Origin of the sequence: Cupriavidus phytohabitans (assembly GCF_017815025.1) — a bacterium.
Classification (GTDB): domain Bacteria; phylum Pseudomonadota; class Gammaproteobacteria; order Burkholderiales; family Burkholderiaceae; genus Cupriavidus.
Map to the genome: position 1 here is coordinate 1 of NZ_JAGIQB010000046.1, position 22324 is coordinate 22324.

Genomic DNA, 22324 nt, shown 5'->3' on the forward strand with positions numbered 1-22324 from the left:
GGGACTACATCCTCGCGGGACATCTTGCTCGGGACGTCGACGCGGAATGGAGCGAGTAGCGCCTCGCCAATCAGCCTGGTAGCCAAACTGCGCCACGAGTCCAGTTTGACTGGCGGCCTGTTTTTCTCGGCCGGCGGGAAAATTATCCTGTCGCGCGGTTGCTCATGGCACTGCATCAGCCAGCGCCCGCAGGCGACGACCGAAGCCTTAATTGTAGCGCGGGCGCTGACGCGATCCGCGGTAAGCGGTCGTCACCACCGACCTCGCACTTCACTTGTCGATAGACCGGAAGCTTGCGTACGGAATTTTCAGATCGTAACGCGTGTGCCTAACGGCGAGCGCGCGACAAATCTTTTCGAGCTGGACGAGGCGCGCAGGATGGGCATTTACCGCTTGTCGTTGTCGATGGCGAGAAGGTCGAGGACCTTCGGCGCATGTTGAGGCGCCTGCGAAGGACCGCAGTTCAGGCTGGATATTGCTGATCCTAGCGAAGAGCTATGAGTACATCGCGCCTGGTGGGCCGGGTGGGATTCGAACCCACGGTGGGATGTCTCCGGCGGATTATGAGTCCGCTGCCTGCAACCAACACGGCGTCCGGCCCTGTAGCGACGCGCGGAATCTAGCCTGAAGTTCGCAGAATTTGCCATGACCGCCTCTCCCGTCAGTAGCGAACGGGCGAATCTAGGTCCCACGGGCATCGAAACGGATAGGCACCGAAACGCAATTGCGGCCGACGGGGGTTCAGGCGAGTATTCGGCTGGGCGCAAGCTGCGCCCAGCTTCCGTATCGACCGGTCAACGAAGTACCGTGCCGGCCGAGGCAAGGATCGAGCCGAAACTTCAGGTGTCGCTACGGTCGGAACCACTTTCTTTGCCGGAGCCAGCTTCTTGGTCACGGCTTTCACGGCGGCCTTCTTCGGCGCAGCTTTCGCTCGGATGCAGTTGAGGCTCGATCAACAGCTGAACCGGCTGCAGCTTGTGCCAGCAGAAGCTTTTAATGCATCGCGCCAACGCGGCTGGAGGGCCTCAATTTGCAGGACTCCGACTTCCCGATCGAGCGTTACAGTGGACAATTGCCCCCTGGAGGCATTGCCAAGAAAGTTGCTTGGTGCCGACGGCGAGACTCGAACTCGCACAGCTTTCGCCACTACCCCCTCAAGATAGCGTGTCTACCAATTTCACCACGTCGGCTGAGGAGAAACACATTGCCCGGTACCGGGCTTCAGGTCTGCAGGACTTATGTTGGCGCAGTTGCCCTTCGCATAAGCCCTTCAAGTCTTGCATTCTATCTCAAGATTCTTGCTGTTTACGACCCAGACGTAAGACGTAGTACCGAGATGTGGCGTTTCTGCTGAGTCGAGAATGGGGTACGCCGTTTTTACCTCCTACCTGCAGTTTAAAGTTCCGACCGCCATTTCAACGCCGAGGACGCCCGACGTTGCCTCAGTAACTCGCGAAAGCACAAGGGTTATGGATCTTATGTTTGTCCCCTGGAAAACCCGCCTTCGCGCCGACCAGCTGGCCGGGGGGCTGACCACCCTGCTCTTTTCCAGCCCCCCTGCACCGGACTGAGCGCTTGCGGACGTTGCTAGTCGGCCAGTTTGAGACATGTCGCTGCGCTCTTCGAATGTCGCTTCCTGGCCGAAACTGTCATTGCAACACCTGAGCGGGTACATGGGCAGAGCGCGCAGTTCGTGTTTTGGGATTCAGAAGATAACAGTCCCAGCGAAGCCGGAACATGCGCGCTTTCAATCAGTCTGCGAAGTCGGTGGCTTCGGACGATCCCCTCCAGGCATCGAGATCCTTTGTGACGGCGCTTACCTTCGCTGCAGCAAGTTCACTGGCGATCTTGCCGGCGAAAAGATGCAGCGGAGGTTCCTCAACTGTGGCGGCTTGGATGATCAGCAGGGCAAGCTTGTCCGGGTCGCCTGCCTGATGGCCATGCAACGTATCGAGATGCAGGTCCAGCGAAGCCTTCGCCTCCGCGTAGTCGTCGATCTGGCGCCTGGCTACCGCCAGAGCACCGTTCGACAGAAAGTCCGTGCGCACGGGGCCCGGATACACCACCGTCGCGCGGATACCCAGTTCGGCAACTTCTGCCGCCAGGGATTCCGTCAGGCCCGATAGTGCGAACTTGCTGGCGACGTAGCTGCCCCACCCCGCATACCCGCCTTGGTAGCCGACAATGGAAGAGATGTTGATGATGTGTCCACTGCGCTGGCGGCGAAGCTGCGGCAGCGCATGGCGCAGGACAGCCATCGGCGCGAAGAAGTTGACCTCGAAATTGCGGCGCAGCTCGTCGTCTGACAAGGCTTCGACGGTACCTTGCTGGGCGTAGCCGGCATTGTTGACGACTACGTCGATGGCGCCGAACCATTGCACAGTCTTCTCGATTGCCTGCTGCACACTGCGATCATTGGTCAGATCGACCTCCAACGGTAGAAAGCGGTCGGATCCCTCACCGAACGTGTCTGTCAGCGAAGCGGCCGTCCGGGAGGTTGCCGCCACCCGATGACCTTGCTCCAGCAAATGCGTAACGAGTTTCTGGCCGACGCCCTTCGATGCGCCGGTGATGAACCATGTTTGGGATGCCTGTTTCATGATGCAAATTCCGTGAGTCAGTAAAGAACAATGCGCTGTGGAGTGGATGGTCTTCAGGGCAGGGCCACGCTCATGCCACCGTCGGCCATAACCACGGCGCCGACGATGAAACTGGCCTTCTCCGATGCGAGAAAGGCAATGACCTCCGCAATCTCTTTGGGCTGTGCTGCGCGGCGGATCGGCGCCTTCTTGCCATGTTCGGCGAGGAATGCCTGCCCGTCGGCATGGATGTGGTTGGTTATGTTGGTAATGACATCGCCAGAACCGACTGCATTGACGCGAATGCCGTGTTCGATGGCTTCCAGCGAGAGGGCGCGCGTCAACTGCGCCAACGCGCCCTTCGACGCCGCATACGCTGCAATGAGCGGAAAAGCCTGATAGCAGGCGTAGGACCCCACATTGACGATGGCACCCGTCCTTGCCGGCACCATGACGCGCATGGCTTCCCGGGAGAACAGGAACGCGCCGGTGGCATTGACGGACTGAATGCCATTCCAGTCTTCCAGCGACATATCGACCAGCGGCTTGTTGATGATGACCGCGGCGTTGTTGACCAGGATGTCGAGCCTGCCGAACCGCTCGATTGCCGTGGCAACGGCGTGCACGGCGCTTTCCTCTCGTGCCACATCGGCGATGATGGGAACGACGCCGGGTCGCGCCAGTGCTTCCACGTTGGCGCTGCGCCCAACGGCAATCACGTTTGCACCTTCGGCGTGGAGCAGTTCCGTGGTGGCCAGTCCGATGCCGCTGGCCGCACCGGTCACGATGGCGACCTTGCCTGCAAAGGCGCCGCTTGCTGTGTTGCGTGTCGTCATGAATGTCCTCCTGACAGGGTTGCGTACTGAATGCTTGCTCGGTGGGATGGGTCAGAACGGGCTGGCGGTTGGCCGTACCACGATCTCGCTGACGTCGACTTCGGCGGGCTGCTCCACCGCGTACGCAATGGCGCGTGCGATGGCGTCGGGCGTAATGGCAATGCGACGGAACTCCTGCATGGCACTGCGCGCTGTTTCGTCGGAGATCGAGTCGGCCAGTTCGGATTCCACGACGCCGGGGCAAATCACCGTCACGCGGATCTTGTCGGTTTCCTGACGCAGCCCGTCGGAGATAGCGCGTACGGCGAACTTAGTGGCGCAGTAGACCGCGGCAGTCGGCGACACGGAGAGCCCGCCAATCGAGGAAATATTGATGATCTGCCCTACCGCTTGCGCTTCCATCGTGGGCAGAACGGCAGCAATACCGTGCAGTACGCCGCGGATGTTCACATCGATCATCCGGTTCCATTCGCCGACCTTCAGGGCGTTGAGCGGCGAAAGCGGCATCACGCCTGCGTTGTTGACCAGCACATCGATCCGGCCGAAGGCATCGAGCGCGAACCGTGCGAATGCGGCCACGTCATCGACCGAGGTCACGTCGAGTTCGCGGTAACGAACGATACCGCCTGACGCTTCGATCGATTGCGCCAGCTCCGCCAGCCTGTCGGTGCGACGTGCACCGATGACGAGCCGGTGTCCTTGCCTGGCAAGCAATCGGGCGGCGCCCTCGCCAATGCCGCTGCTGGCGCCGGTGATCAGAATGACTTTCGATTCGCTGGTGCGGCTTGTCATCTTGCATACTCCTATTGTCGGTTCGGGTCTGGCCACGCGGGGTCCGTACTATAGGTGGCACGCCGTGCAGCCGCGTATCGGCCTTCAATCAAGCGGTATGGTTCGTTGGCCGGTGAGTGAATGATAGGGATGACCTGACTCTTGGCGAATACACGGACCGATGCCGTTATTGCCTATTCCTATCGAACTGGCTGGCGCAGCGGGAGAGGCGCGGCTAGAATGGCGACTGTAGGCAAACAACAGGAGACTGCGGTGTCGAAGGTCCGCTCCCCCGCTTCCGTCAAGATGGTTCGTCTGATCGAGAAACTGGCCCCCAACGAGGGCTACACACACTCGACGCTCGACAGCGTTCGGCTGATGCGCTCGGACCGCCCCCTTGGGCGCACACCGGTGCTATACGAGCCGAGCATCGTGATCGTGTGCCAGGGCCGCAAGCTGGGCTTCCTGGGCAATGAAGTCTACGTCTACGACGCACAGCACTATCTGGTCCTGTCCGTACCGTTGCCGTTTTCCACGGAAACCCAGGCTACGCCAGAAGAACCCATGTTGGCGGTGTCCATCCGCCTGGACCTCATCGAACTCAGCGAGCTGATCACGCAGATCGGTGCAGCAGCACAGCAGCCTGAAGCGCCGCCAAACGGCATGGTGTCCACGCAGCTGGACGCGAATCTGGCCGGCGCAACCGTCAGGCTACTGGAGGCATTGACGGTGCCGATGGATGCCGAGATTCTGGGCCCAAGCCTGGTGCGGGAGATCTGCTACCGCGTGTTGACGGGGACACAGGGCGGTGCAATGCGTGCCGCGCTTGCCCACCACGGGCGCTTCGGCCGGGTCGCGAGAGCGCTGAAGCGCATCCATACGGACTACGCGGCGCCCCTCAATGTGGCACGCCTGGCTAAAGAAGCCGGCATGAGCGTGCCAGCCTTTCACGCCAACTTCCGCACGGTGACCCACACTTCGCCAATCCAGTACATCAAGTCCACCCGCCTTCATCAAGCGCGACTGATGATGATCCGCGACGGCGTCACCGCTGCGGCTGCAGCGGGACGCGTCGGCTACGAGAGCACTTCGCAGTTCAGCAGGGAATTCAAGCGGCTTTTCGGGCGAACGCCGGTGGAAGAGGCACGCGACATGCGTGAGTCCTTCACGCTCTCGCCGGCGGTGCGATTTGCCGCTTAGGCGGGCGCTACTGGGCCACGTCCACAACTATCTTGCCTCTTACGTGGCCGCCCTTGCTGTGGTGAAGCGCCTGGCCGACGTCCGAAAGCCCAAAGACGGAATCGATATGGGTGCGCAGATCGCCCGACGCATGGAGTGCTGCCAGGTGCGCGAGCTGCGTCGCGTCGCTACGCGTGGCGAAGTGTCTGCCGGTTGCTTGGGCGGCTTTGGCGCGCGCAGCATCAGGTCTGGTGACCGTCGAAACCAACGTGCCGGCCGGCTTCAGTACGGGCCATGATTTCTCCTGGGTTTCGCCGCCGATCAGATCCAGCACAAGATCTACCGTCGAGACACGCTCGGCGAAATCCTCCGTGTGGTAATCAATGAAGGCGTCAGCGCCAAGACTTTCCACGTATTGGCGACTCGGGCCGGAGCCCGTGCCGATCACCCGGGCACCGGCCAGCCTGGCAAGCTGCACGGCTGCACTGCCGACGCCGCCGGCCGCACCGTGAATCAGGACGGATTGGCCGGGTTGCAAGACACCATGCTCGTGCAGCGCCTGCCATGCCGTCAACGTCGCCGCGGGGATCGCCGCGGCGTCTGCGAAAGCCAAGGACGCGGGCTTGCGTGCCAGCCGGGTTGCCTCCACCACGGCGCGCGTGGCGAAGGCGCCGACAATGCCGATGAATCCCATTACCTCATCTCCCGGCTTCAGCGTGGTCACGTTGCGCCCGACGGCGATGACGGTCCCTGCTGCGTCTACGCCCGGCGTGAATGGCAACGGCAGCGGGATGAAAGCCTGCATGGCGCCGCTTACGATTTTCCAGTCGATGGGATTGACCGACGCGGCGGCGACATCGATCAAGACTTCGTTGTCGCCCGGGACGGGGTCGTACACCTCAACCAGCGTCATGCCGTCGGGGCTGCCGTACTCAGTTACCTGGATGGCTTTCATCAGATGCTCCTGGAAGCGACGCCCACTACAGGGGCGTCGAGGGCAAGGGCTGCCTGAACCGGGTCGAAATACTCGCGCAGATGCAGGATGCGTCCGTCACGGGCAGTCAGAAAAACGACATACTCCTGGCGGTAGGTGCGGCCGGTCGCCACGATCAGGCCCTCTCCACGCACCCGTGCAATCGCATGCTGCGGGTCGTCCGTCGCAGTCACGATGGCATCAGAGAAGCAAAAGTTCTTGACCGCTCCCACGAACCAGCTTGCATGCCGCAGCACAGATTCGCGACCCTCGAGTTTCAGCGGATGACCCAGGCTGGGTGCGTAAGGCAGGTCCCAGACGATGTCGTCGGCGATCAATTCCTGCCATTGCTCTGGCTTGTCGACGAGGAACTGGAGATGTTGCTCCAGAAGCGTTGTGGAAATGCTCATGATCTCCTCTCCTGCGATGTGTCAGGCGGCAACGCGCTTGGCCGGCGCGTGACGGTTGTCAAGACTGAAGGCGCCGGGGCCGAACGCGACCACCTGTAAGAGACCGCCGGCCATCGCCAGGTTCTTCAGGAAATGGAACATCTGGTTCTGGTCAGCGAGCGCGTGGTGAAAGATCAGCGCGGTCACGACAGCGTACGCAGCAAGCAGGAGAGCCACCACGCGCGTCTTGTAGCCAATGACCAGGAGCGCGGCGCCCGCCAGTTCCAGGACCAGTGCGCCAATCAGTCCGAGGGCCGGCGCCGGGAGACCCAGCGATGCGATATAGGCCATCGTTGCGCCAGGGGCCATCAGCTTCCCGAAGCCGCTGATGAAGAAGATGACCGCGATCAGGGTGCGGCCAACGGCGGGGATTGCGGAGTGTTCGTTCAGCGAGGTGTTCAGGTTCAAGTTCATGGTGTTCATCCTTTCGAGAGTGGATGGACGAAGCATAAAGAGTTGACACCTATCCAGGTAGCCTATATTTCTAGATGCAATCCATCTACTCTATAGATCCATGCTCGATGCCGTCTCGCTGGACCAGCTTCGCACCTTCATCGCGGCCGCCGACGAAGGCAGTTTCTCCGCCGCAGGCCGCAAACTCCGTCGAGCGCAGTCCGTGGTCAGCCACACGCTGGCCAACCTGGAGGGCCAGATCGGCGTGCACCTCTTTGATCGCGCGGGCCGTTATCCAAGGCTGACGGACGAAGGATCGGCCTTGCTCGCACAAGCGCGGCTGGTGGTGGGTGGCATGGACGGTTTCAAGGCGAAGGCCCGGGCGATTTCCGACGGACTCGAGCCGGAGCTGTCCGTCGTAGTGGACGTCATGTATCCAATGGCATCGTTGACCGACGCCGTCGGTGCATTCCGAAGCGAGTTTCCGCACACACCATTGCGGCTTTACGTCGAAGCGCTTGGCGCTGTCATGCAGCCGGTACTGGCCCAGACATGCCGGCTCGGCATCAGCGGATCGATGCCATCGGTCCCGGAAATCCTCGATGCCGAGAAATTGCTGGATGTGCCGATGATTACGGTCACTGCCGCGTCCCATCCTCTGGCATCAAAGAATCGGATCCTCCGGCCGGCCGATCTGAAGGAGCACGTGCAGCTCGTGCTGACGGACCGCACGACCCTTACGGAAGGCACGACGTTCGGCGTTTTCTCGCCGCAGATATGGCGCCTTGCCGATCTGGGCGCTAAGCACGCATTCTTGCGCGCTGGCTTTGGATGGGGCCATATGCCGGTAGCAATGGTTCAAGATGACCTGGATTCCGGGAAGCTCGTGCCCTTGCGACTTGAAGCGTTTCAGCCACATACGCCGCCAATCGCCATGTTTGCAGTTTTTAGGAAGGACTCGCCGCCCGGCCCTGCCGGAAGGTGGTTTCTCAAGCGGCTAAGAGACGCACGAGACATCCACTAACCGGCATGTAACTTGGGAAGAGCGATGTCTCCTGCTCATCCAATTTCAGCCAGATACGGTAAGGACATGACAGGCCGAGATGGGTCGGCAACGGAAGTTGCCCGTCGGTCCACCAGAGCTCGGCCCCGCGCCACACTGCGAATTGCCGAGAACGGCCAAGGGATAGGGGTAGGAAACGGCGAGCGCCGTCCCTCCCTGCGGTTTTCCCGCGACGGGCTCTCCAGTCAGTTGTTTCCACATCGGGATTGGCGCGCCAATTGATGAGCCTCGTGCAGGTAGAGGTTCGCCAACAGAGGGCTGATAACCGCCCCCCTGTGGACTCCCAGAAGTCGGCGTCCAACGCGTCATGTCTTCCATGATGTCTTGCTTGAGAAAGGACTGGATGAGCTTCAGAACTCGGCCGTCCGCGATTCGCCCGGCCACTCTCGCGAGAAGGGGCAGGTGTGTGTCCCGCACGCGGGGTACCCCCCCAGGGCGGTGTGGTCAGTCCGATCCTGATGAATCTGTTCATGCATTACGTGTTCGACAGTTGGATGCGGCGGACTCACCCGCACTGTCCTTTCGCGCGTTACGCCGATGATGCGGTGGTTCACTGCCGCAGCTTGGCGCAGGCCGAAGCGGTGATGCGGGCTATCGCGCCCCGGCTGGAAGAGTGCGGGCTGACGATGCATCCGGAGAAATCGCGGATTGTGTACTGCAAGGACAGCAACCGTACTGGCACTTATCCAAACGTGCAGTTTACGTTTCTGGGCTTTACGTTCAGGCCCAGGGACGCATCGAGCAAATACAAGCGGCGATTTACCAGTTTCCTGCCGGCGGTGAGCAACGATGCGTTGAACCGGATGAGGACGACGGTGCGGGGCTGGCAAAGTCAGGAAGGTCGCCCCCGTCTTGGCGCGTCTCTATCTGTCTTTCGCCGCTCACCCAGCCCTCATAAGCACAGGCAGCCCATCCACAACCAGCCGGACCTGCCCACGCCCCGCATGAATTAACTGAACGGGCAGATTCTTCTCCCCCAACCGCCGCCGAAGCAGCAGCATCCGCGTTTCGAGGTTGTCCTTGATCTCTGGTAGCCGCAGCGCCTCCGCCAGTCGGATCTCGCGGTTGCTGAAGGCGTTCCGGCCTTCGTTGATGTAGACGCCCAGCATATAGGCCAGCAGGCGTCCCGCGACGCCCTTGATGACGTAGGCGTTGTCGATGAAGACGCTATCGTCAATAGCGTGGTGCGTCACGTGGATGACGCGATCACCTGGCTGTCCGGGCACCGCCCGGAGCGCTGACGGGCGGGCATCCGGGACCAGCGCTTCGCAGAGCGCCAGAGCCAGTGCGCACTGGCTGGCGATCATTTCAAGTGTCGTTTCATGTGCCGTGCGAAAGGCGATCCGCTCCGGGCTTTCCACAAACAACACGCCGCGCAGCGTGTCCTGAGCCATGATAGGGACGGCTATCTGACTCATGGCGTCGGGCAGGCTGGGCAGCCCAATGATGCGGGTGCGGTCTTCGTCGGCGGGGCTGGTGGCTTCGATCGCGTCGCCCAGCCGCCGAACCCGGCTCAGGTCATTGACTTTCACCGGGCGCCGGGTGATGGCGGCGATGCCAATTAGTCCCTCGTCGAATGCCACTTCGGAACCGGCGCCGGAGCGGCCGTAGCCGCGGCTGACCACGGTGGTAAGCAGGCGGCGGATAGGATCGCTCTGCAGCACGATGGCATGCGGGAATCCTAATTGCGCGCAGCCATCGAGCATTGCACCCATTACGCCTTCCGTATCGCCTTGTGCGCTGATGGTTTTCATCACCTGGCCGAGGACGGCAAGATCGGGCGCCGGCGATGCGTCGCCTGCATGATCCGTCCCCGCGGGGGAAACCACAGGTTCGATCTTATCGACGCGGAACACGTCGATGGCCTTGAGGCGCAAGATGCCAGCCATGCCGACTTGGGCGCTACTGGCCCGCAATTGGTCTGCCACGCGCTTGAACAGCGGCCCTTCGTCGCGGGACGAAACCCAGGTGATATCCAGCTTGTACTGACCGCCGTGGCGAGCGCTGACCAGTAGCAGGGAGGCATGCGGATTGGCGCGGATATTGGCGGCTGTCTTGGCGAAGAACTGGTTGGAGATGGCGATATGCGCGTCGTCCACCATCACCACATGCGACAGGTAGGAGATATTGGGCGTGCCGTCGGCCGCAGTTGTGGCGATGATCGAGGGGATTACGCCTTCGAAGCAGTCGTCGAGGTCGCGCAGTGGCATCATCCCCCACCCCTTTCCGTGGGCGAGTCGGCGGCGTTGCCTGCCTTTGGCCCCGGGGTCTGGATGTAGGCCTCGCGCACGTGCAGTCGTGCGACCGTCAGCTCCCTATCCGCCAGCCACGGCGAGACCAGCTCGAACGGGAGACCGAGGCCGCCGAACAAGGCATAGATATCAGCCCGGTAACGCCGGGAGAGTTCCAGGTCTGCCGGGTCACCGGCGCGGAGCTGGGTGGAGCCTTTCAATTGATAGGAGACATAGTCCGCAGGGCGAGCGAAGGTAATGGCGGCCTGCCCGTTGGCGGCCATGTTGGCTATCGCTTCCGGCCATTGCCAGGCAGACACGATAACCTCGACGGTTTCCTTGTTGACAGCGCGACCACCGACGGCGCGGGCTATCGAGGGGCGATTGGCCTGATTTCGCGTGCCGATGATGATCATCACCGGGCTCGCTATAAAGTCGAGGATCTCGTCTGACAGCCGCATATTGCCCCAGATTGTCTTCGCTTCGGAAACCGTTAGGAGTAACTTAGGAAGTACGGCCAGCCGCTTAGCGACCTTTTAGCGACGCTATTTTGTGTGGCAGATTATAACGTTGGGACCATCGACAAAAGGATAGTCCCACCATGCAACATCCGAAAGGCAGGCAGGTTGCCATCATCGGCGCCGGCCCGGGCGGCTTGGTCTCGGCTCGCTGGCTGCTGCAGCACGGCTTTGAGCCGATCCTGTTCGAGGCCGGCGACCGGCTCGGCGGTCAATGGAACTTGTGCAGCGCGGCCAGCGCGACCTGGCCCGGCATGCGCACAAACACCAGCCGAGTCATGTCGGCCTTCTCCGACCTGGACCATGCCACAGATGTTGCGACGTATCCGCGCCAGGACCAGATGCTTGCCTATCTGGAGCGCTATGCAGCCCGCTTCGATTTACTGCGCTGCATCCGCTTCGGTACGCGTGTCGAGCGCCTCGAGGCGGCGGAGGGTGACTGCTGGCGGCTACGTTCGCGCAGTGCGGGCAGAATGCACGAAGAGAGCTTTAGACAGGTGATCGTGGCGACAGGCGCGCAAGCCGTGCCGCTACTGCCTGATATTCCTGGCATGGCGAACTTTACCGGCGCGCTCGGTATCGCACATACCGCGCGTTACAAGGGTGCTGAGCCTTACCGAGGCTGTTCTGTGCTGGTGGCCGGCTGTTCGATTAGCGCCCTGGAAATCGCCTCTGATCTCGCTTTTGGCGGAGCAAATGTCACCGTAGCCTACCGCCGCCAGCGTTATATCGTCCCTAAGCTGATTGCAGGCGTGCCGGCCGAACATGTGTTGTTCCACCGCGCGGCGGCGCTGGCGGGCGAGGCGCTACCTGCCGAGGCGCTAGCGGAGGGCCTGAAGGCAGCCGTGCTTCGGGCCGGCGGCGCGCCCGACCAGTTTGGGGCGCCGGTGCCCGATGCCAATGTGTTCGCGGCGGGCATCTCCCAGTCACAGGGCTTCCTGCCGGCTGTCGCCGAAGGCCGGGTTACCGTGCGCCCCTGGATCGACCGCATCGACGGGGGCACCGCGCGCTTTACCGACGGCACAGTCGCAACGCCCGATGCGATTCTCTTCGGAACCGGCTATGGCCTGTCAGTGCCGTGGTTGGCGCCAGACATTGCACGGACGCTGAACTACGACGGCAGGGGGCTAGACCTGCACGCCCATACCTTTCATCCGGACCTCCGGGGACTAGCCTTTGTCGGCCTCTACAACCTGGTCGGCCCCTATCTGCCGGTGCTCGAACTGCAGGCCCGTTGGATTGCCTACACGCTGGCCGGCCTGACACCCATGCCGTCGCCGGTACAGATGGCGCAGGGGCTGGCGGCGTGCCGGGCGATGCGGCAGCGCGGGCAGCAGCCAGTGCTACATGATCTTGCGGTTTCGCTGGCGCGCCAGATCGGCGTGGAGCCCGATCTGGCGCGCTGGTCCGAGCTTGAACGCGCGCTGTTGTTCGGCCCCCTCTCGCCGGTCTCGTTCCGCTTGCAAGGCCCAGACCGCCTGAACGATGCGCCGGCCCGGTCGCTGGCAGCCGCTCAGGCATTCGGGGCAATACGCAGCCCGGCGTTTACGCCGGAGGAGCTGCGGTTGCGCAGCTTGATCGGCAGCCCGGAAGCCGTCGTCGCCTGAACCGCGCCTTGCGTCGCCAGCCATTCCAGTCGCCCACGCACGCTGTACGTCCGGGCTGCGAGGGGCCCGGCGCGGCGAACCGTGAAGGGAGCCGTCCCATTGCCGCATCTGGCGCTGTCAGGCGCCTTTCTCCGCGACGAACTCCGGCCGATGATGAACACGGCAAAGGGCAGGCCAGCGATCGCCAAAGCTTGCCGCGGCTCGCAGGAACTCCGCGAGTTTGGGTATGACCCCGTGAGCTGATGGGCAGGGCTCGTACCCGCGATTGATTTTGACCACCACCGTGGATGGCGGGCAGTAAAAGCGCTAACGTAGCGTCTCCCGCAATGCAACCCGCAGAAACTCCCGCAAACTTTGCATCTGCGGGTCCGCTCCGGCGTCGAGCCGCCAGATCAATCCGACATCCATGGACGGCACCCTGTCAGTGAGGCTGCGCCGCAGGATGCGCTGCCCTTCCAGCGACCAGGGCCGATAGACGAGATCGGACAGGATAGACACGCCGCGCCCCGACGCCACCAGGCTGCGCACGGCCTCGATCGAACAGCTTTGCAGCCGCACGCTGGGCGCGAGCCCGTACTGCCCCCAGTACTTGATCACGGTGGCGATATGCTCGTCCATGTCGAGCAGGATGTAGTCGTGCCGCGCCACGTCAGACAGTCTGATCTCTTCCAGCTGCATCAGCGGATGGTCCGGATGTCCCCAAAGCTGGCGCGCCGAGCGCAGCAGCGTTTCGCAGCCGACGTGATCCATTTCGGGCAGGTTGGAAACCAGCAGCAAGGCCAGGTCGAGCTTGCCGGCCTGGATATGCGCCTCGATATCGCCGCGCGGTCGCTCCAGGATTTGCAGTTCCAGCCCGGGAAACTTTTGCTCCAGGGCAGGCAACAGCTTAGGCAGGACGTACGCCGTAATCGTCTCGGTGACCCCAAGGCGGACGACGCCGGTCAGCGCCGCGGGCGTAACTGCTGCCGCGGTGACTGCCTCGCGCACGGCCACGTCGATCTGCTGCGCATGACGCAGGAAGCGGATGCCCGCGGCTGTCAGCTTTACCCCCGCGGCGTGCCGGGAGAACAGCGTTGCGCCGACTGCGTCCTCCAGCGTCTTGAGCGATGCCGTCATCGAGGACTGCGAAACGTTGCAGCGCTGTGCAGCCCGCGACACCTGCCCGGTCTCGGCAATCGCAACGAAGTGCTGTATTTGCTTGAGTGTTGGCAGCATCGATTTTTCCGATATTGCAATGTCAAAACTATGAATTAGCTATAACGCCTCATGCTAGCTAGCATCCAGCTCGAAGACAAGTTGCTGGGATCTGGCGATGAGCGAAGTAGAAAAGAAGGGGTTTTGCACGTTGTGTCGTTCGCGCTGCGGCACGATCAACGTTGTCGACGGCGAAACGTTGGTCGCAGTCCGTCCCGACAACGACCACCCCACCGGCAAGGCGATGTGCCTGAAGGGCAAGGCCGCCCCGGAGCTGGTGCATAGCGCCGATCGGGTCCTGTACCCCATGCGCAGGACCACCCCGAAAGGCGCGGACGATCCGGGCTGGGTGCGCATTTCCTGGGACGAGGCGCTCGACGAAATCGCCGCGCGCCTGCTGCGCACCCGCGCCACGCGCGGTGCCGAGTCCGTAGCGTTCGCGGTGACGACGCCCAGCGGTACCCCGCTGTCGGACAGCATCGACTGGATCGAGCGCTTTATCCGCCTCTATGGCAGCCCGAACATTTGCTACGCCACCGAGATCTGCAACTGGCACAAGGACTTCGCGCATGCCTTCACCTTCGGCTGCGGCATGCCGACGGCGGACTACCGCAATGCCGGACTGATTCTGCTGTGGGGCCACAACCCGACCAATACGTGGCTGGCGCAGGCAGAGGCGATCGGAGCCGGCCGAGCGGCTGGGGCCAGACTCATCGTGGTGGACCCGCGACAGACGGCCTTGGCGGATGACGCCGACCAGTGGCTGCGCGTCAAGCCCGGCAGCGATGCCGCGCTGGCCATGGCGCTTGCCAACCTGCTGATCGAAGCCAACGCCTTCGATATCGATTTTGTCAGGCACTGGACCAATGGCCCGTTGCTCGTGCGCCAGGACAATGGTGCCTTTCTGCGCGGGGGCGACATCGGCCTGGCGGATGCCGACAGCCTGCTGGTCTGGGACGCGCGCCAGCGCATGGCGGTGCCGGCCGGCAAGGCCGTCGATGACGCGAGGCACATCGCGCTGCGCGGCACCTTTGCCACCCCGCTGATGGGCGGCGGCAAAGGGGAAACCCTGCTGTGCCGGCCGGCCTTCGATCTGTATGCGGCGGAATGCGCACGCTATCCGGCCGAGCGCGCGGCCGCGCTGACGTGGATCGCCGAGGGCGATATCCGCCATGCGGCAAGCCTGATCGGCGCGGCCGGGCGCATTGCCTATCACGCCTGGTCCGGCGTGGGCCAGCATGAGAACGCCACGCAGACGGAGCGCGCCATTGCCTGCCTGTATGCGCTGACGGGCAGCTTCGACCGCAGCGGCGGCAACCGTGTCTATCGCAAGCCGCCGTTCAACGCGGTAAGTCGGTTCGACCTGCTGAGCCCGGAGCAGGCGCGCAAGGCGCTGGGGCTGGATTCGCGCCCGCTCGGTCCGCCGGCGCAAGGCTGGGTCACCGCACGGGACCTCTACCGCGCGATTACCGACAAGGCGCCTTATGCGGTCACGTCGCTGATTGCCTTCGGGACCAATCCGCTGTTGTCGCAGCCCGATGTGGCCAACGCAGAGCAGGCGCTGCGCGAACTCGAGTTCTACGTGCATTGCGACCTGTTCGAGAACCCGAGTGCCAGGTACGCGGACATCCTGCTGCCGGTGAACACGCCGTGGGAACGCGAGGGCCTGCGGATCGGTTTCGAGGTGTCCGCCGCGGCGGAGCAGCTCGTGCAGTTGCGCCAGCGCATGGTCACGCCGCGCGGCGAAGCTCGCTCGGACAACGACATCGTGTTCGCACTGGCCGCGCGCATCGGGCTCGGCGACGCCTTCTTCGGCGGCAGCCTGGAAGCCGGCTGGAACCACATGCTGGCGCCAATGGGGCTGACCGTGGCGGAGCTGCGCCACGCCCCGGAAGGGATACGCGTGCCGGTCAAGGACGTGGAGATGAAGTACGCCGCCGGCACGGATGGCCTGCCCTTCAATACGCCGACCGGGCTGGTGGAGCTCTACTCCGAGCGCCTGCTCCGGCATGGCTACCCACCACTGCCCGGCCTGCCGGAATCGGCATGGAACGACGCAGCACAGGAGAGCGGATCGTTTCCCTATCTGATGACGTCGGCAAAGAACGGGTACTACTGCCACAGCCAGCAGCGCAGCGTGGCGTCCTTGCGTCGCAAGGCAATGCTGCCGCAGCTCGATATTTCCGGCGAGCTTGCCGCCGCCAAGGATATCCGCACGGGAGATCCCGTCAGGGTGTCCACGCCGGCCGGCAGCGCCCGATTTACCGCGCGCGTCCAGCCCGGGCTGCATCCCGCCGTGCTGGTCGGCGAGTATGGCTGGTGGCAAGGGTGCGATGCCATGGGTCAGCAGCCGACCGCCGCGCTTGGCACGGACAGCGCGAACTTTAACGCGCTGATCGATGCGACCCGCCAGGACCCGATCAGCGGCTCCTCGCCGCTGCGATCGTGCCGCTGCAACGTGGAACGCGACCCTGCGTTCGATATATGGCGCAGGCATTGGGACGGATATCGCCCATTCCGCATCGTCGCGCTGCGCAAGGAAGCCGCCGACGTGACCGCGGTGCACATGGAGCCTGCTGACGGCGGCACGCTGCCGGACTACCTGCCAGGCCAGCACGTGACCCTCAGGTTCTTTGTCGGCCCCGGCAGGCTGGAAGTGGTCCGCTCGTACTCGCTGACCGGACCCGCGGCCGTCACGGACCGCCGCAGCTATGCGATCGCCGTGCGGCATGCGAGGACCCGGCTCGCCAGCGGCGAGGTAGTGTCCGGTGTCGCCTCGACCTTCATCAACACGCAACTGTCGGTCGGCGACACCGTCGAGTTGCGCGCGCCGTCAGGCACATTCGTGATGCCGACGCGTACGGCAAGACCGCTGGTCCTGCTTGCCGGCGGCATCGGCATCACGCCGTTCATCAACCTGCTGGAATCGCTCGTCGATCGACAGGAAGCGCCCCGAATGCTGCTGCTGTATGCGAACCAGAACGGCACCACGCACGCCTTCAGGGACCGGCTACGCGAACTGGAAGGATTGATCCCTGCGCTCACGGTCATCAATTTCTATGACGCTCCCGCGGATGACGACATCTTCGGCTGCGACTTCCAGGTGCAAGGGCGCGTCTCCGCGGCGGCCGTGCCGGATGCGCTGCTGGCCTCGCGTCCGCTGGTCTACATGTGCGGGCCAGACACCATGATGACGGCGTTTGCCGCCGGGCTGGCCGCCAGGGGTCTGCCGCGCTTCGATATCCAGAAGGAGATTTTCCGCTCGCCGGCGACGCCGCGGATCGAGCCCGGGCAGGCCTTCCGGGTCCGGTTTCGCAAGTCGGACACCACGTTTGCGTGGCGCTCCGAACATGGCCCCCTGCTTGGCTTCGCCGAGGCGCTGGGCATTCGGCTGCCCAGCGGCTGCCGCGTCGGCCAGTGCGAGAGCTGTGCCGTCCGGATCGTATCCGGGTCCGTACACCACTTGCATGGCGAGGCACCCGATGACCCGGGCGTTTGCCTGGCGTGCCAGGCGGTGCCGACAAGCGATCTCGTCATTGACGCATGAATCGCCATTCCCATTCCTTTGAAGAGCTATCGCCATGCTGAACATCGATGCGCCCACCACGCGGGCGTCCCTGCCGTTCGACCGCCTTGTCACAGTCCTGAAGGATGCCTTCGCATCTGGCTGCGAGGTACCGTTGCGGCACAACCATACGGTCACCGCTGCGCCGGACGAGCCGGGCACGCTGTTGCTGATGCCGGCGTGGAATGCGGCGAGCGGGTACATGGGCGTAAAAACCGTGTGCGTCTATCCCGGTAACCACCGGCGCAAACTGCCGGGCCTTTACTCTACCTACATCTTGTACCGTGCGGAGACAGGCAAGCCGCTGGCGTTGATCGATGGCAATGAGATTACTTCCCGGCGGACAGCCGCGGCGTCGGCGCTCGCTGCCTCGTTCCTGAGCCGCAAAGACGCCAGTTCGATGCTGGTGCTAGGCGCCGGGCGGGTGGCCAGCCTGCTTCCGTATGCCTATCGCGCAGTCCGCCAGGTGCGGCGCGTCGGCGTATGGGATATCGATACGGACCAGGCCCGTCGGCTGGTCGCACACCTGTGTGCCGACGGCTTCGAAGCCCACGTGGTCGAGCGGCTCGATGCCGACAGCTGTGCTGCGGATATCGTCAGCGCGGCAACACTGTCCACCGAGCCGCTGATCCGCAGGGAATATCTCCGTCCCGGCACCCACGTCGACCTGATCGGGGGCTTCACGCCCGCCATGCGGGAGGCCGATGACGCGTGCTTTGACGGCACCTCGGTGTTTGTCGATACGGACGAAGCCGTAGGCAAGGCCGGCGACCTGCTGTCGCCCATCGCCAACGGCGTGATCGCCCCCGAAGACATCCGCAGCGATCTGGCCGGCCTGTGCCGGGCCGGGCATGCGGGCCGGTGTTCGGCGCAGGAGATCACGGTGTTCAAGGCGGTGGGGACCGCGCTGGAAGACCTGGCCGCGGCCGCCATGTGTTTCGAAGCCGTGGCGAACCATTAGAACGATGAAGGAAACTGCCAAGGAGTTCAGGATGAAAGAGACGACAAGCATGGCATTTGCGGATGCCGGAAATCGACAGCAAGGCGGGCTGGAACGCCTGGCGATACGCGTGACCGACTGGTCCGAGCGCTGGTTCCCCGACTCGTATATTTTTGCGGCCATCGCCGTGGTGGTAGTGGCGTTGGGCGCCGTGATGGTGGGCGCACCGGCGCCAGCCGTGGCGAAAGCATTTGGCGACGGCTTCTGGAGCCTGATCCCGTTCACCATGCAGATGGCCGTGGTTGCGATCGCCGGCTACGTGGTAGCGGTGTCGCCGCCGGCAGCCCTGCTGATCGAACGCCTGGCGGCCCTGCCGCGCACGGCGCGCGGGGCCGTCGCTTTCGTGGCAATGGTGAGCCTGTCGACGTCGCTGCTCAACTGGGCGATCAGCCTGATCTTCAGTGGCTTGCTGGTGCGCGCCATTGCCAGGCGCCGCGGCTTCCGTGTCGACTACAGGGCAGCCAGCGCGGCAGCCTACCTCGGCATGGGGGCTACCTGGGCATTGGGGCTAAGTTCCTCCGCCGCGCAACTGCAGGCCAATCCCGCCAGCCTGCCCAAATCGCTGTTGGATATCACCGGGGTCATCCCGTTCTCCGACACGATCTTTCTCTGGCAATCCATGGCGATGACCGCCGTGTTGATCATCGTGTCCCTGGCGGTGGCGTACTTCTCGGCCCCGACCGAGGCGCGTGCCCGCACCGCGGCCGATATGGGGGTTGACCTGAACGATGCCGATGAAGTTGTGGCGCGGCCATCCCGGCCGGGCGAATGGCTGGAATACAGTCCGATCCTGACGCTGATTCTGGTCGCCATGGGCGCGAGCTGGCTATACCAGGAGTTTTCCGCAAAGGATCCGATCCTCGCCATCTCCAATCTGAATACCTACAACTTCCTGTTCCTGCTGCTCGGCATGCTGCTGAACTGGCGCCCGAAGCGCTTCCTGCGCGCCGTCGCAAGGTCAGTGCCATCCACGGCCGGCGTCCTGATTCAGTTCCCGCTGTATGGAGGCATCGCCTATATCCTGACCAAGGCAACAGGCGGCGACGGCGCCACGCTGTCGCACCATCTGGCGTCAGCCTTTGTCTCGATGGCGACCACGGAGTCGTTCTCTGCGGTCATGGGCGTGTATTCCGCTGTGCTCGGCTTCTTCGTGCCGTCCGGCGGCGGCAAGTGGATCATCGAGGCGCCTTATGTGATGCAGGCCGCCAACGAGCTGAAGGTTCACCTTGGGTGGGCGGTGCAGGTTTACAACGCCGCTGAAGCGCTGCCGAACCTGATCAATCCTTTCTGGATGCTGCCGTTGCTCGGTGTGCTCGGCATCCGGGCCAAGGACGTGGTCGGCTTTACCTTCACCCAGTTGCTGGTGCATACGCCGCTGGTGCTGTTCATGTTATGGGCCTTCGCTACGACCCTTTCCTACCGTCCTCCGGTATTGCCCTGAGACCCCGCCACAAGCGGGGCCTGCGAGAGTCTTCGTAAGCGCTTATACTATCTCCGTCTCCTCCCTTTTCTCCTCAAGGGATTCGTGCCCGCCATTGCAGCGGGCTTTATTTTGCCTGTACTCCAAGGCGCCGATTACAGGTGAGTCAAGGTCGTCAAACGGAAACAAACCAAGCCTATCTGCCTCGGCGCTTGCCGCTGGAATAGACTTGCCGCGTGAGATTCATGGCCAGCGTTGGCGAGCCGCTGAACCCGGAGGCTGTCTGGTGGGGCAAGAACACCTTCGGTCTTCCCATTCATGACAACTGGTGGCAGACGGCAGACCGTCGTTAAGCCGCAGCCAGGCCTTCAATCCGCGGCCGCGCCAGTGCGACGGATCAGTCCGGCATAGCGCTTCGTGTCACGCGCCATCCACTGCACGACCTCGTCGCCTGGTCCGGAAGCCGGCGCGAAGCCGAACGTTCCCAGCTTCGCCTTGACTTCGGGCGCCTCCAGCGCTGCGCGGACCGACCGGTTCAGGGTTGCCACGACCTGCGGCGGCGTGCCGGCCGGCGCCATCAGCGCGATCCAGCTTTCCGTCTCGATGCCGCGCGGGCCGCCCGCCTCTTCCAGAGTGGGAACATCAGGCAGCGCAGTGGAGCGCTTCGTATCGGCAACCGCGAGCACACGCAGCTTGCCTGCCTGGATCAGTGGACCCGCTGTGGCATAGGTACCGAACGCCCACGTGACTTCGCCATTGGCAACCGCGTTGTAGAGCTGGGCGGTGTCCTTGAACGGTACATGCAGCATCCGCGAGCCGGTCACCGCCTCGATCTGCGCTGCGCCAAGGTGCCCGGCGCTGCCGACGCCCCATGAGCCGTAGGACACTTTGCCGTCTCCGGCCTTCGCCTTGGCGATCAGGTCGGGAATGCCGCGCACCGTGCTCTGCTGCGACACCACCACGAAGAACGCCACACGGTACAGGCCAGCCACCGGCACGAAATCGCGGACGGGGTCGTACGGCAGCTTGCGGAACAGGCCGGGATTGATGGCGAGTTGGTCGATCGAGCCGATCACGAGCTCATGGCCCGTGGCCGGCGCGCGCTTGCCGGCTTCCATCGCAATGAAGCCGTTGCCGCCGGGGCGCGGGTCGACCACTACAGGCTGGCCCAGGCGCATCGTGAGCTGCTCGCCCACGATGCGTGAGACGGCGTCGGGCCCACTGCCGGTCGCGAACGGGCTGACGATGCGGATCGGCTTGGAAGGGAAGCTCTCGGCGCGTGTAGCCGCCGTAAATGCGATGCCGAGAACGAGGTGGGCGACGAGCGCCAGGACATATCTGCGGGACATTCGGGATCTCCGTCGGGCTTTCATTCATCAGAACACGTGCTTGACGCCCACCATCGCGCCGAGTTGCGTGCCGCCCGGCGAGGCCGTCGCGCCGGGGTTGCTGCTGACCGACATGGCGAGCTGCCCGCCGTTGTCGATAAACCCGGCCGTGGCGTAGATAGCTGTGCGCGTCGAAAAGCTGTAGGTACCGCGCAGCGCGTACAGCCATGCCTTGTTGTCGCTGTGGTGGTAACGCAGGTGATAGACCTGGCTGGCGACGGTAAAGGCCGGCGTGATGTCGTACAAGGCGCCCAGCCAGTACAGGTCGCTGCGCGGCGTGGGACTGCCGTCGTTGTCGTGCCGCAGCCAGCCGGCGCCCGCCTTGATGCGGTCGAACAATGCGTAGCCGCTCAGCGCCAGCCGGTTGTCGGCCAGGCTACTGTTGGTCAGGCCGCCGAATGCACCGGGGCCGCCACGCGCCGAATCGTAAGCAGCCGACACGCCGAAGTGCGGCGTTTCGTACATCAGCATGGCCGACCATTCGCGGCAGGCGCGGCTGTCGGCCGGATTCTCACCGGCGCAGTTGGTGCTCGACGGACTCAGCGGCGCGCCGACCGTATCGCGCCCGAAGCTGTAGGTGGCACCGATGGTCAGCCCACCGAACTTTCCCTTGTATGACACGGCATTGTCGGCACGCGAATTGGGGATGGTGGGGTCGAGCGAGCCGGAGCCGAAGGTGTTCGGCCCGAGGATGTCGCTATCGAGGGTCGACCAGAACATCATCGTGTACTGGCGGCCGAACGCGACCTGGCCCCAGTTGCCCGACAGCCCCACCCACGCCTGCCGCCCGAACAGCCGGCCGCCGAGCGTGGCCGTGCCGCTGTCGGGGGCAAAGCCGGATTCCAAGGCAAACTGGGCCTTGAGGCCGCCGCCGAGGTCCTCCGCGCCACGCAGACCCCAACGCGACGGCACGGTGCCGGTCAGCGACGGCATGCGCGTGACGCTGTCCTGCCCGGCGCCAACATGGTTCACGTACTCCACGCCGGTATCGACGACGCCGTACAGCGTCACTGATGCTTGTGCCTGCGCATGCGCGAACACCGGACATGCGGCAGCGCAGCTCAGGGCGAGATGCCCGAGTTTCATGATCTCCTCCGTTTTCTTCTGTTGTCGTAACCGTGGCAATGCAGTCCTGGCTGAAGGCAGGGACGAAAGCGC

The 22324-nt window shown here is 63.6% G+C and carries 18 protein-coding genes and 2 tRNA genes; 7 read left to right on the forward strand and 13 right to left on the reverse strand.

Annotated features, from left to right (window positions below; all coding sequences use genetic code 11):
* Positions 1–513: 513 nt before the first annotated feature.
* The 5 genes from J8I34_RS25960 to J8I34_RS25980 all read right to left on the reverse strand — a co-directional run bounded on the left by J8I34_RS25960 (position 514) and on the right by J8I34_RS25980 (position 4207).
* Positions 514–601 (reverse strand) — tRNA-Ile (locus J8I34_RS25960).
* 504 nt (positions 602–1105) lie between these two features.
* Positions 1106–1190: transfer RNA gene (locus J8I34_RS25965), tRNA-Leu, on the reverse strand.
* A 561-nt stretch (positions 1191–1751) separates the two neighbouring features.
* Positions 1752–2600 (reverse strand): SDR family oxidoreductase, encoded by an 849-nt coding sequence (locus J8I34_RS25970; protein ID WP_209807311.1) that lies wholly within the window; start codon positions 2598–2600, stop codon positions 1752–1754.
* Positions 2601–2653: 53 nt separating this feature from the next.
* Positions 2654–3415: an SDR family NAD(P)-dependent oxidoreductase gene (locus J8I34_RS25975; RefSeq protein ID WP_209807312.1), complete on the reverse strand. Its 762-nt coding sequence runs from the start codon at positions 3413–3415 to the stop codon at positions 2654–2656.
* Positions 3416–3466: 51 nt separating this feature from the next.
* The gene (locus tag J8I34_RS25980) at positions 3467–4207 is read right to left on the reverse strand and encodes an SDR family oxidoreductase (protein ID WP_209807313.1); all 741 of its coding nucleotides are present in this window, start codon (positions 4205–4207) and stop codon (positions 3467–3469) included.
* Between the two features lie 285 nt (positions 4208–4492).
* Between J8I34_RS25980 and J8I34_RS25985 the strand changes: the two genes are divergently transcribed.
* On the forward strand, positions 4493–5386 hold the full coding sequence (locus J8I34_RS25985; protein ID WP_209807348.1) for an AraC family transcriptional regulator: 894 nt from the start codon (positions 4493–4495) through the stop codon (positions 5384–5386).
* A gap of 7 nt (positions 5387–5393) precedes the next feature.
* Here the strand turns inward: J8I34_RS25985 and J8I34_RS25990 are convergent, their stop codons facing one another.
* From J8I34_RS25990 to J8I34_RS26000, 3 genes are read right to left on the reverse strand one after another with little or no spacing between them, the layout of a single operon-like run.
* Positions 5394–6320 (reverse strand): NADP-dependent oxidoreductase, encoded by a 927-nt coding sequence (locus J8I34_RS25990; RefSeq protein ID WP_209807314.1) that lies wholly within the window; start codon positions 6318–6320, stop codon positions 5394–5396.
* A complete protein-coding gene (locus J8I34_RS25995; protein ID WP_209807315.1) occupies positions 6320–6748 on the reverse strand; it encodes a nuclear transport factor 2 family protein in 429 nt (142 codons plus the stop codon). The genes J8I34_RS25990 and J8I34_RS25995 overlap by 1 nt, the downstream gene beginning before the upstream one ends.
* Before the next feature lie 21 nt (positions 6749–6769).
* Positions 6770–7201 (reverse strand): DoxX family protein, encoded by a 432-nt coding sequence (locus J8I34_RS26000; RefSeq protein WP_245176142.1) that lies wholly within the window; start codon positions 7199–7201, stop codon positions 6770–6772.
* 100 nt (positions 7202–7301) lie between these two features.
* Here J8I34_RS26000 and J8I34_RS26005 point away from each other — a divergent pair, with 100 nt between their 5' ends.
* Together J8I34_RS26005 and J8I34_RS26010 are read left to right on the forward strand one after the other, a co-directional pair.
* Positions 7302–8204, forward strand: coding sequence for a LysR family transcriptional regulator (locus J8I34_RS26005; protein ID WP_209807317.1), 903 nt, complete (start codon positions 7302–7304; stop codon positions 8202–8204).
* Positions 8205–8647: 443 nt separating this feature from the next.
* Complete coding sequence (locus J8I34_RS26010; protein WP_500784438.1) at positions 8648–9196, forward strand: reverse transcriptase domain-containing protein; 549 nt, start codon at positions 8648–8650, stop codon at positions 9194–9196.
* Here J8I34_RS26010 and J8I34_RS26015 read toward each other — a convergent pair.
* Positions 9125–10456, reverse strand: a complete 1332-nt coding sequence (locus J8I34_RS26015; protein ID WP_209807318.1) for a GAF domain-containing protein — start codon at positions 10454–10456, stop codon at positions 9125–9127. The genes J8I34_RS26010 and J8I34_RS26015 overlap by 72 nt on opposite strands.
* Complete coding sequence (locus tag J8I34_RS26020; protein ID WP_156914484.1) at positions 10453–10890, reverse strand: hypothetical protein; 438 nt, start codon at positions 10888–10890, stop codon at positions 10453–10455. Before J8I34_RS26020 ends, J8I34_RS26015 begins: the two co-directional genes overlap by 4 nt.
* A gap of 185 nt (positions 10891–11075) precedes the next feature.
* Between J8I34_RS26020 and J8I34_RS26025 the strand changes: the two genes are divergently transcribed.
* Positions 11076–12599 carry a flavin-containing monooxygenase gene (locus tag J8I34_RS26025; protein WP_209807319.1) on the forward strand — a complete coding sequence of 508 codons (1524 nt, stop codon included), beginning with the start codon at positions 11076–11078 and terminating at the stop codon, positions 12597–12599.
* 306 nt (positions 12600–12905) lie between these two features.
* Here the strand turns inward: J8I34_RS26025 and J8I34_RS26030 are convergent, their stop codons facing one another.
* The gene (locus tag J8I34_RS26030; protein ID WP_029049740.1) at positions 12906–13814 is read right to left on the reverse strand and encodes a LysR family transcriptional regulator; all 909 of its coding nucleotides are present in this window, start codon (positions 13812–13814) and stop codon (positions 12906–12908) included.
* Between the two features lie 97 nt (positions 13815–13911).
* Here J8I34_RS26030 and J8I34_RS26035 point away from each other — a divergent pair, with 97 nt between their 5' ends.
* The 3 genes from J8I34_RS26035 to J8I34_RS26045 are packed head-to-tail and all read left to right on the forward strand — an operon-like array spanning position 13912 to position 19799.
* The gene (locus J8I34_RS26035; protein WP_209807320.1) at positions 13912–17340 is read left to right on the forward strand and encodes a molybdopterin-dependent oxidoreductase; all 3429 of its coding nucleotides are present in this window, start codon (positions 13912–13914) and stop codon (positions 17338–17340) included.
* A 34-nt stretch (positions 17341–17374) separates the two neighbouring features.
* Positions 17375–18319, forward strand: a complete 945-nt coding sequence (gene lhpI / locus J8I34_RS26040; protein WP_209777206.1) for a bifunctional Delta(1)-pyrroline-2-carboxylate/Delta(1)-piperideine-2-carboxylate reductase — start codon at positions 17375–17377, stop codon at positions 18317–18319.
* 31 nt (positions 18320–18350) lie between these two features.
* A complete protein-coding gene (locus tag J8I34_RS26045; RefSeq protein ID WP_029049737.1) occupies positions 18351–19799 on the forward strand; it encodes a short-chain fatty acid transporter in 1449 nt (482 codons plus the stop codon).
* A gap of 347 nt (positions 19800–20146) precedes the next feature.
* Here J8I34_RS26045 and J8I34_RS26050 read toward each other — a convergent pair whose 3' ends face one another.
* Both J8I34_RS26050 and J8I34_RS26055 read right to left on the reverse strand, forming a co-directional pair.
* A complete protein-coding gene (locus J8I34_RS26050; protein WP_209807321.1) occupies positions 20147–21127 on the reverse strand; it encodes a Bug family tripartite tricarboxylate transporter substrate binding protein in 981 nt (326 codons plus the stop codon).
* A 27-nt stretch (positions 21128–21154) separates the two neighbouring features.
* Complete coding sequence (locus tag J8I34_RS26055; protein ID WP_209807322.1) at positions 21155–22252, reverse strand: porin; 1098 nt, start codon at positions 22250–22252, stop codon at positions 21155–21157.
* Positions 22253–22324 lie beyond the last annotated feature (72 nt).

Bases quoted from the DNA above. Each gene is read 5' to 3' on its own strand.
- J8I34_RS25970 (WP_209807311.1), bottom strand. From the start codon at position 2,600: ATGAAACAGGCATCCCAAACATGGTTCATCACCGGCGCATCGAAGGGC.
- J8I34_RS25975 (WP_209807312.1), bottom strand. From the start codon at position 3,415: ATGACGACACGCAACACAGCAAGCGGCGCCTTTGCAGGCAAGGTCGCC.
- J8I34_RS25980 (WP_209807313.1), bottom strand. From the start codon at position 4,207: ATGACAAGCCGCACCAGCGAATCGAAAGTCATTCTGATCACCGGCGCC.
- J8I34_RS25985 (WP_209807348.1), top strand. From the start codon at position 4,493: ATGGTTCGTCTGATCGAGAAACTGGCCCCCAACGAGGGCTACACACAC.
- J8I34_RS25990 (WP_209807314.1), bottom strand. From the start codon at position 6,320: ATGAAAGCCATCCAGGTAACTGAGTACGGCAGCCCCGACGGCATGACG.
- J8I34_RS25995 (WP_209807315.1), bottom strand. From the start codon at position 6,748: ATGAGCATTTCCACAACGCTTCTGGAGCAACATCTCCAGTTCCTCGTC.
- J8I34_RS26000 (WP_245176142.1), bottom strand. From the start codon at position 7,201: ATGAACTTGAACCTGAACACCTCGCTGAACGAACACTCCGCAATCCCC.
- J8I34_RS26005 (WP_209807317.1), top strand. From the start codon at position 7,302: ATGCTCGATGCCGTCTCGCTGGACCAGCTTCGCACCTTCATCGCGGCC.
- J8I34_RS26015 (WP_209807318.1), bottom strand. From the start codon at position 10,456: ATGATGCCACTGCGCGACCTCGACGACTGCTTCGAAGGCGTAATCCCC.
- J8I34_RS26020 (WP_156914484.1), bottom strand. From the start codon at position 10,890: ATGATCATCATCGGCACGCGAAATCAGGCCAATCGCCCCTCGATAGCC.
- J8I34_RS26025 (WP_209807319.1), top strand. From the start codon at position 11,076: ATGCAACATCCGAAAGGCAGGCAGGTTGCCATCATCGGCGCCGGCCCG.
- J8I34_RS26030 (WP_029049740.1), bottom strand. From the start codon at position 13,814: ATGCTGCCAACACTCAAGCAAATACAGCACTTCGTTGCGATTGCCGAG.
- J8I34_RS26035 (WP_209807320.1), top strand. From the start codon at position 13,912: ATGAGCGAAGTAGAAAAGAAGGGGTTTTGCACGTTGTGTCGTTCGCGC.
- lhpI (WP_209777206.1), top strand. From the start codon at position 17,375: ATGCTGAACATCGATGCGCCCACCACGCGGGCGTCCCTGCCGTTCGAC.
- J8I34_RS26045 (WP_029049737.1), top strand. From the start codon at position 18,351: ATGAAAGAGACGACAAGCATGGCATTTGCGGATGCCGGAAATCGACAG.
- J8I34_RS26050 (WP_209807321.1), bottom strand. From the start codon at position 21,127: ATGTCCCGCAGATATGTCCTGGCGCTCGTCGCCCACCTCGTTCTCGGC.
- J8I34_RS26055 (WP_209807322.1), bottom strand. From the start codon at position 22,252: ATGAAACTCGGGCATCTCGCCCTGAGCTGCGCTGCCGCATGTCCGGTG.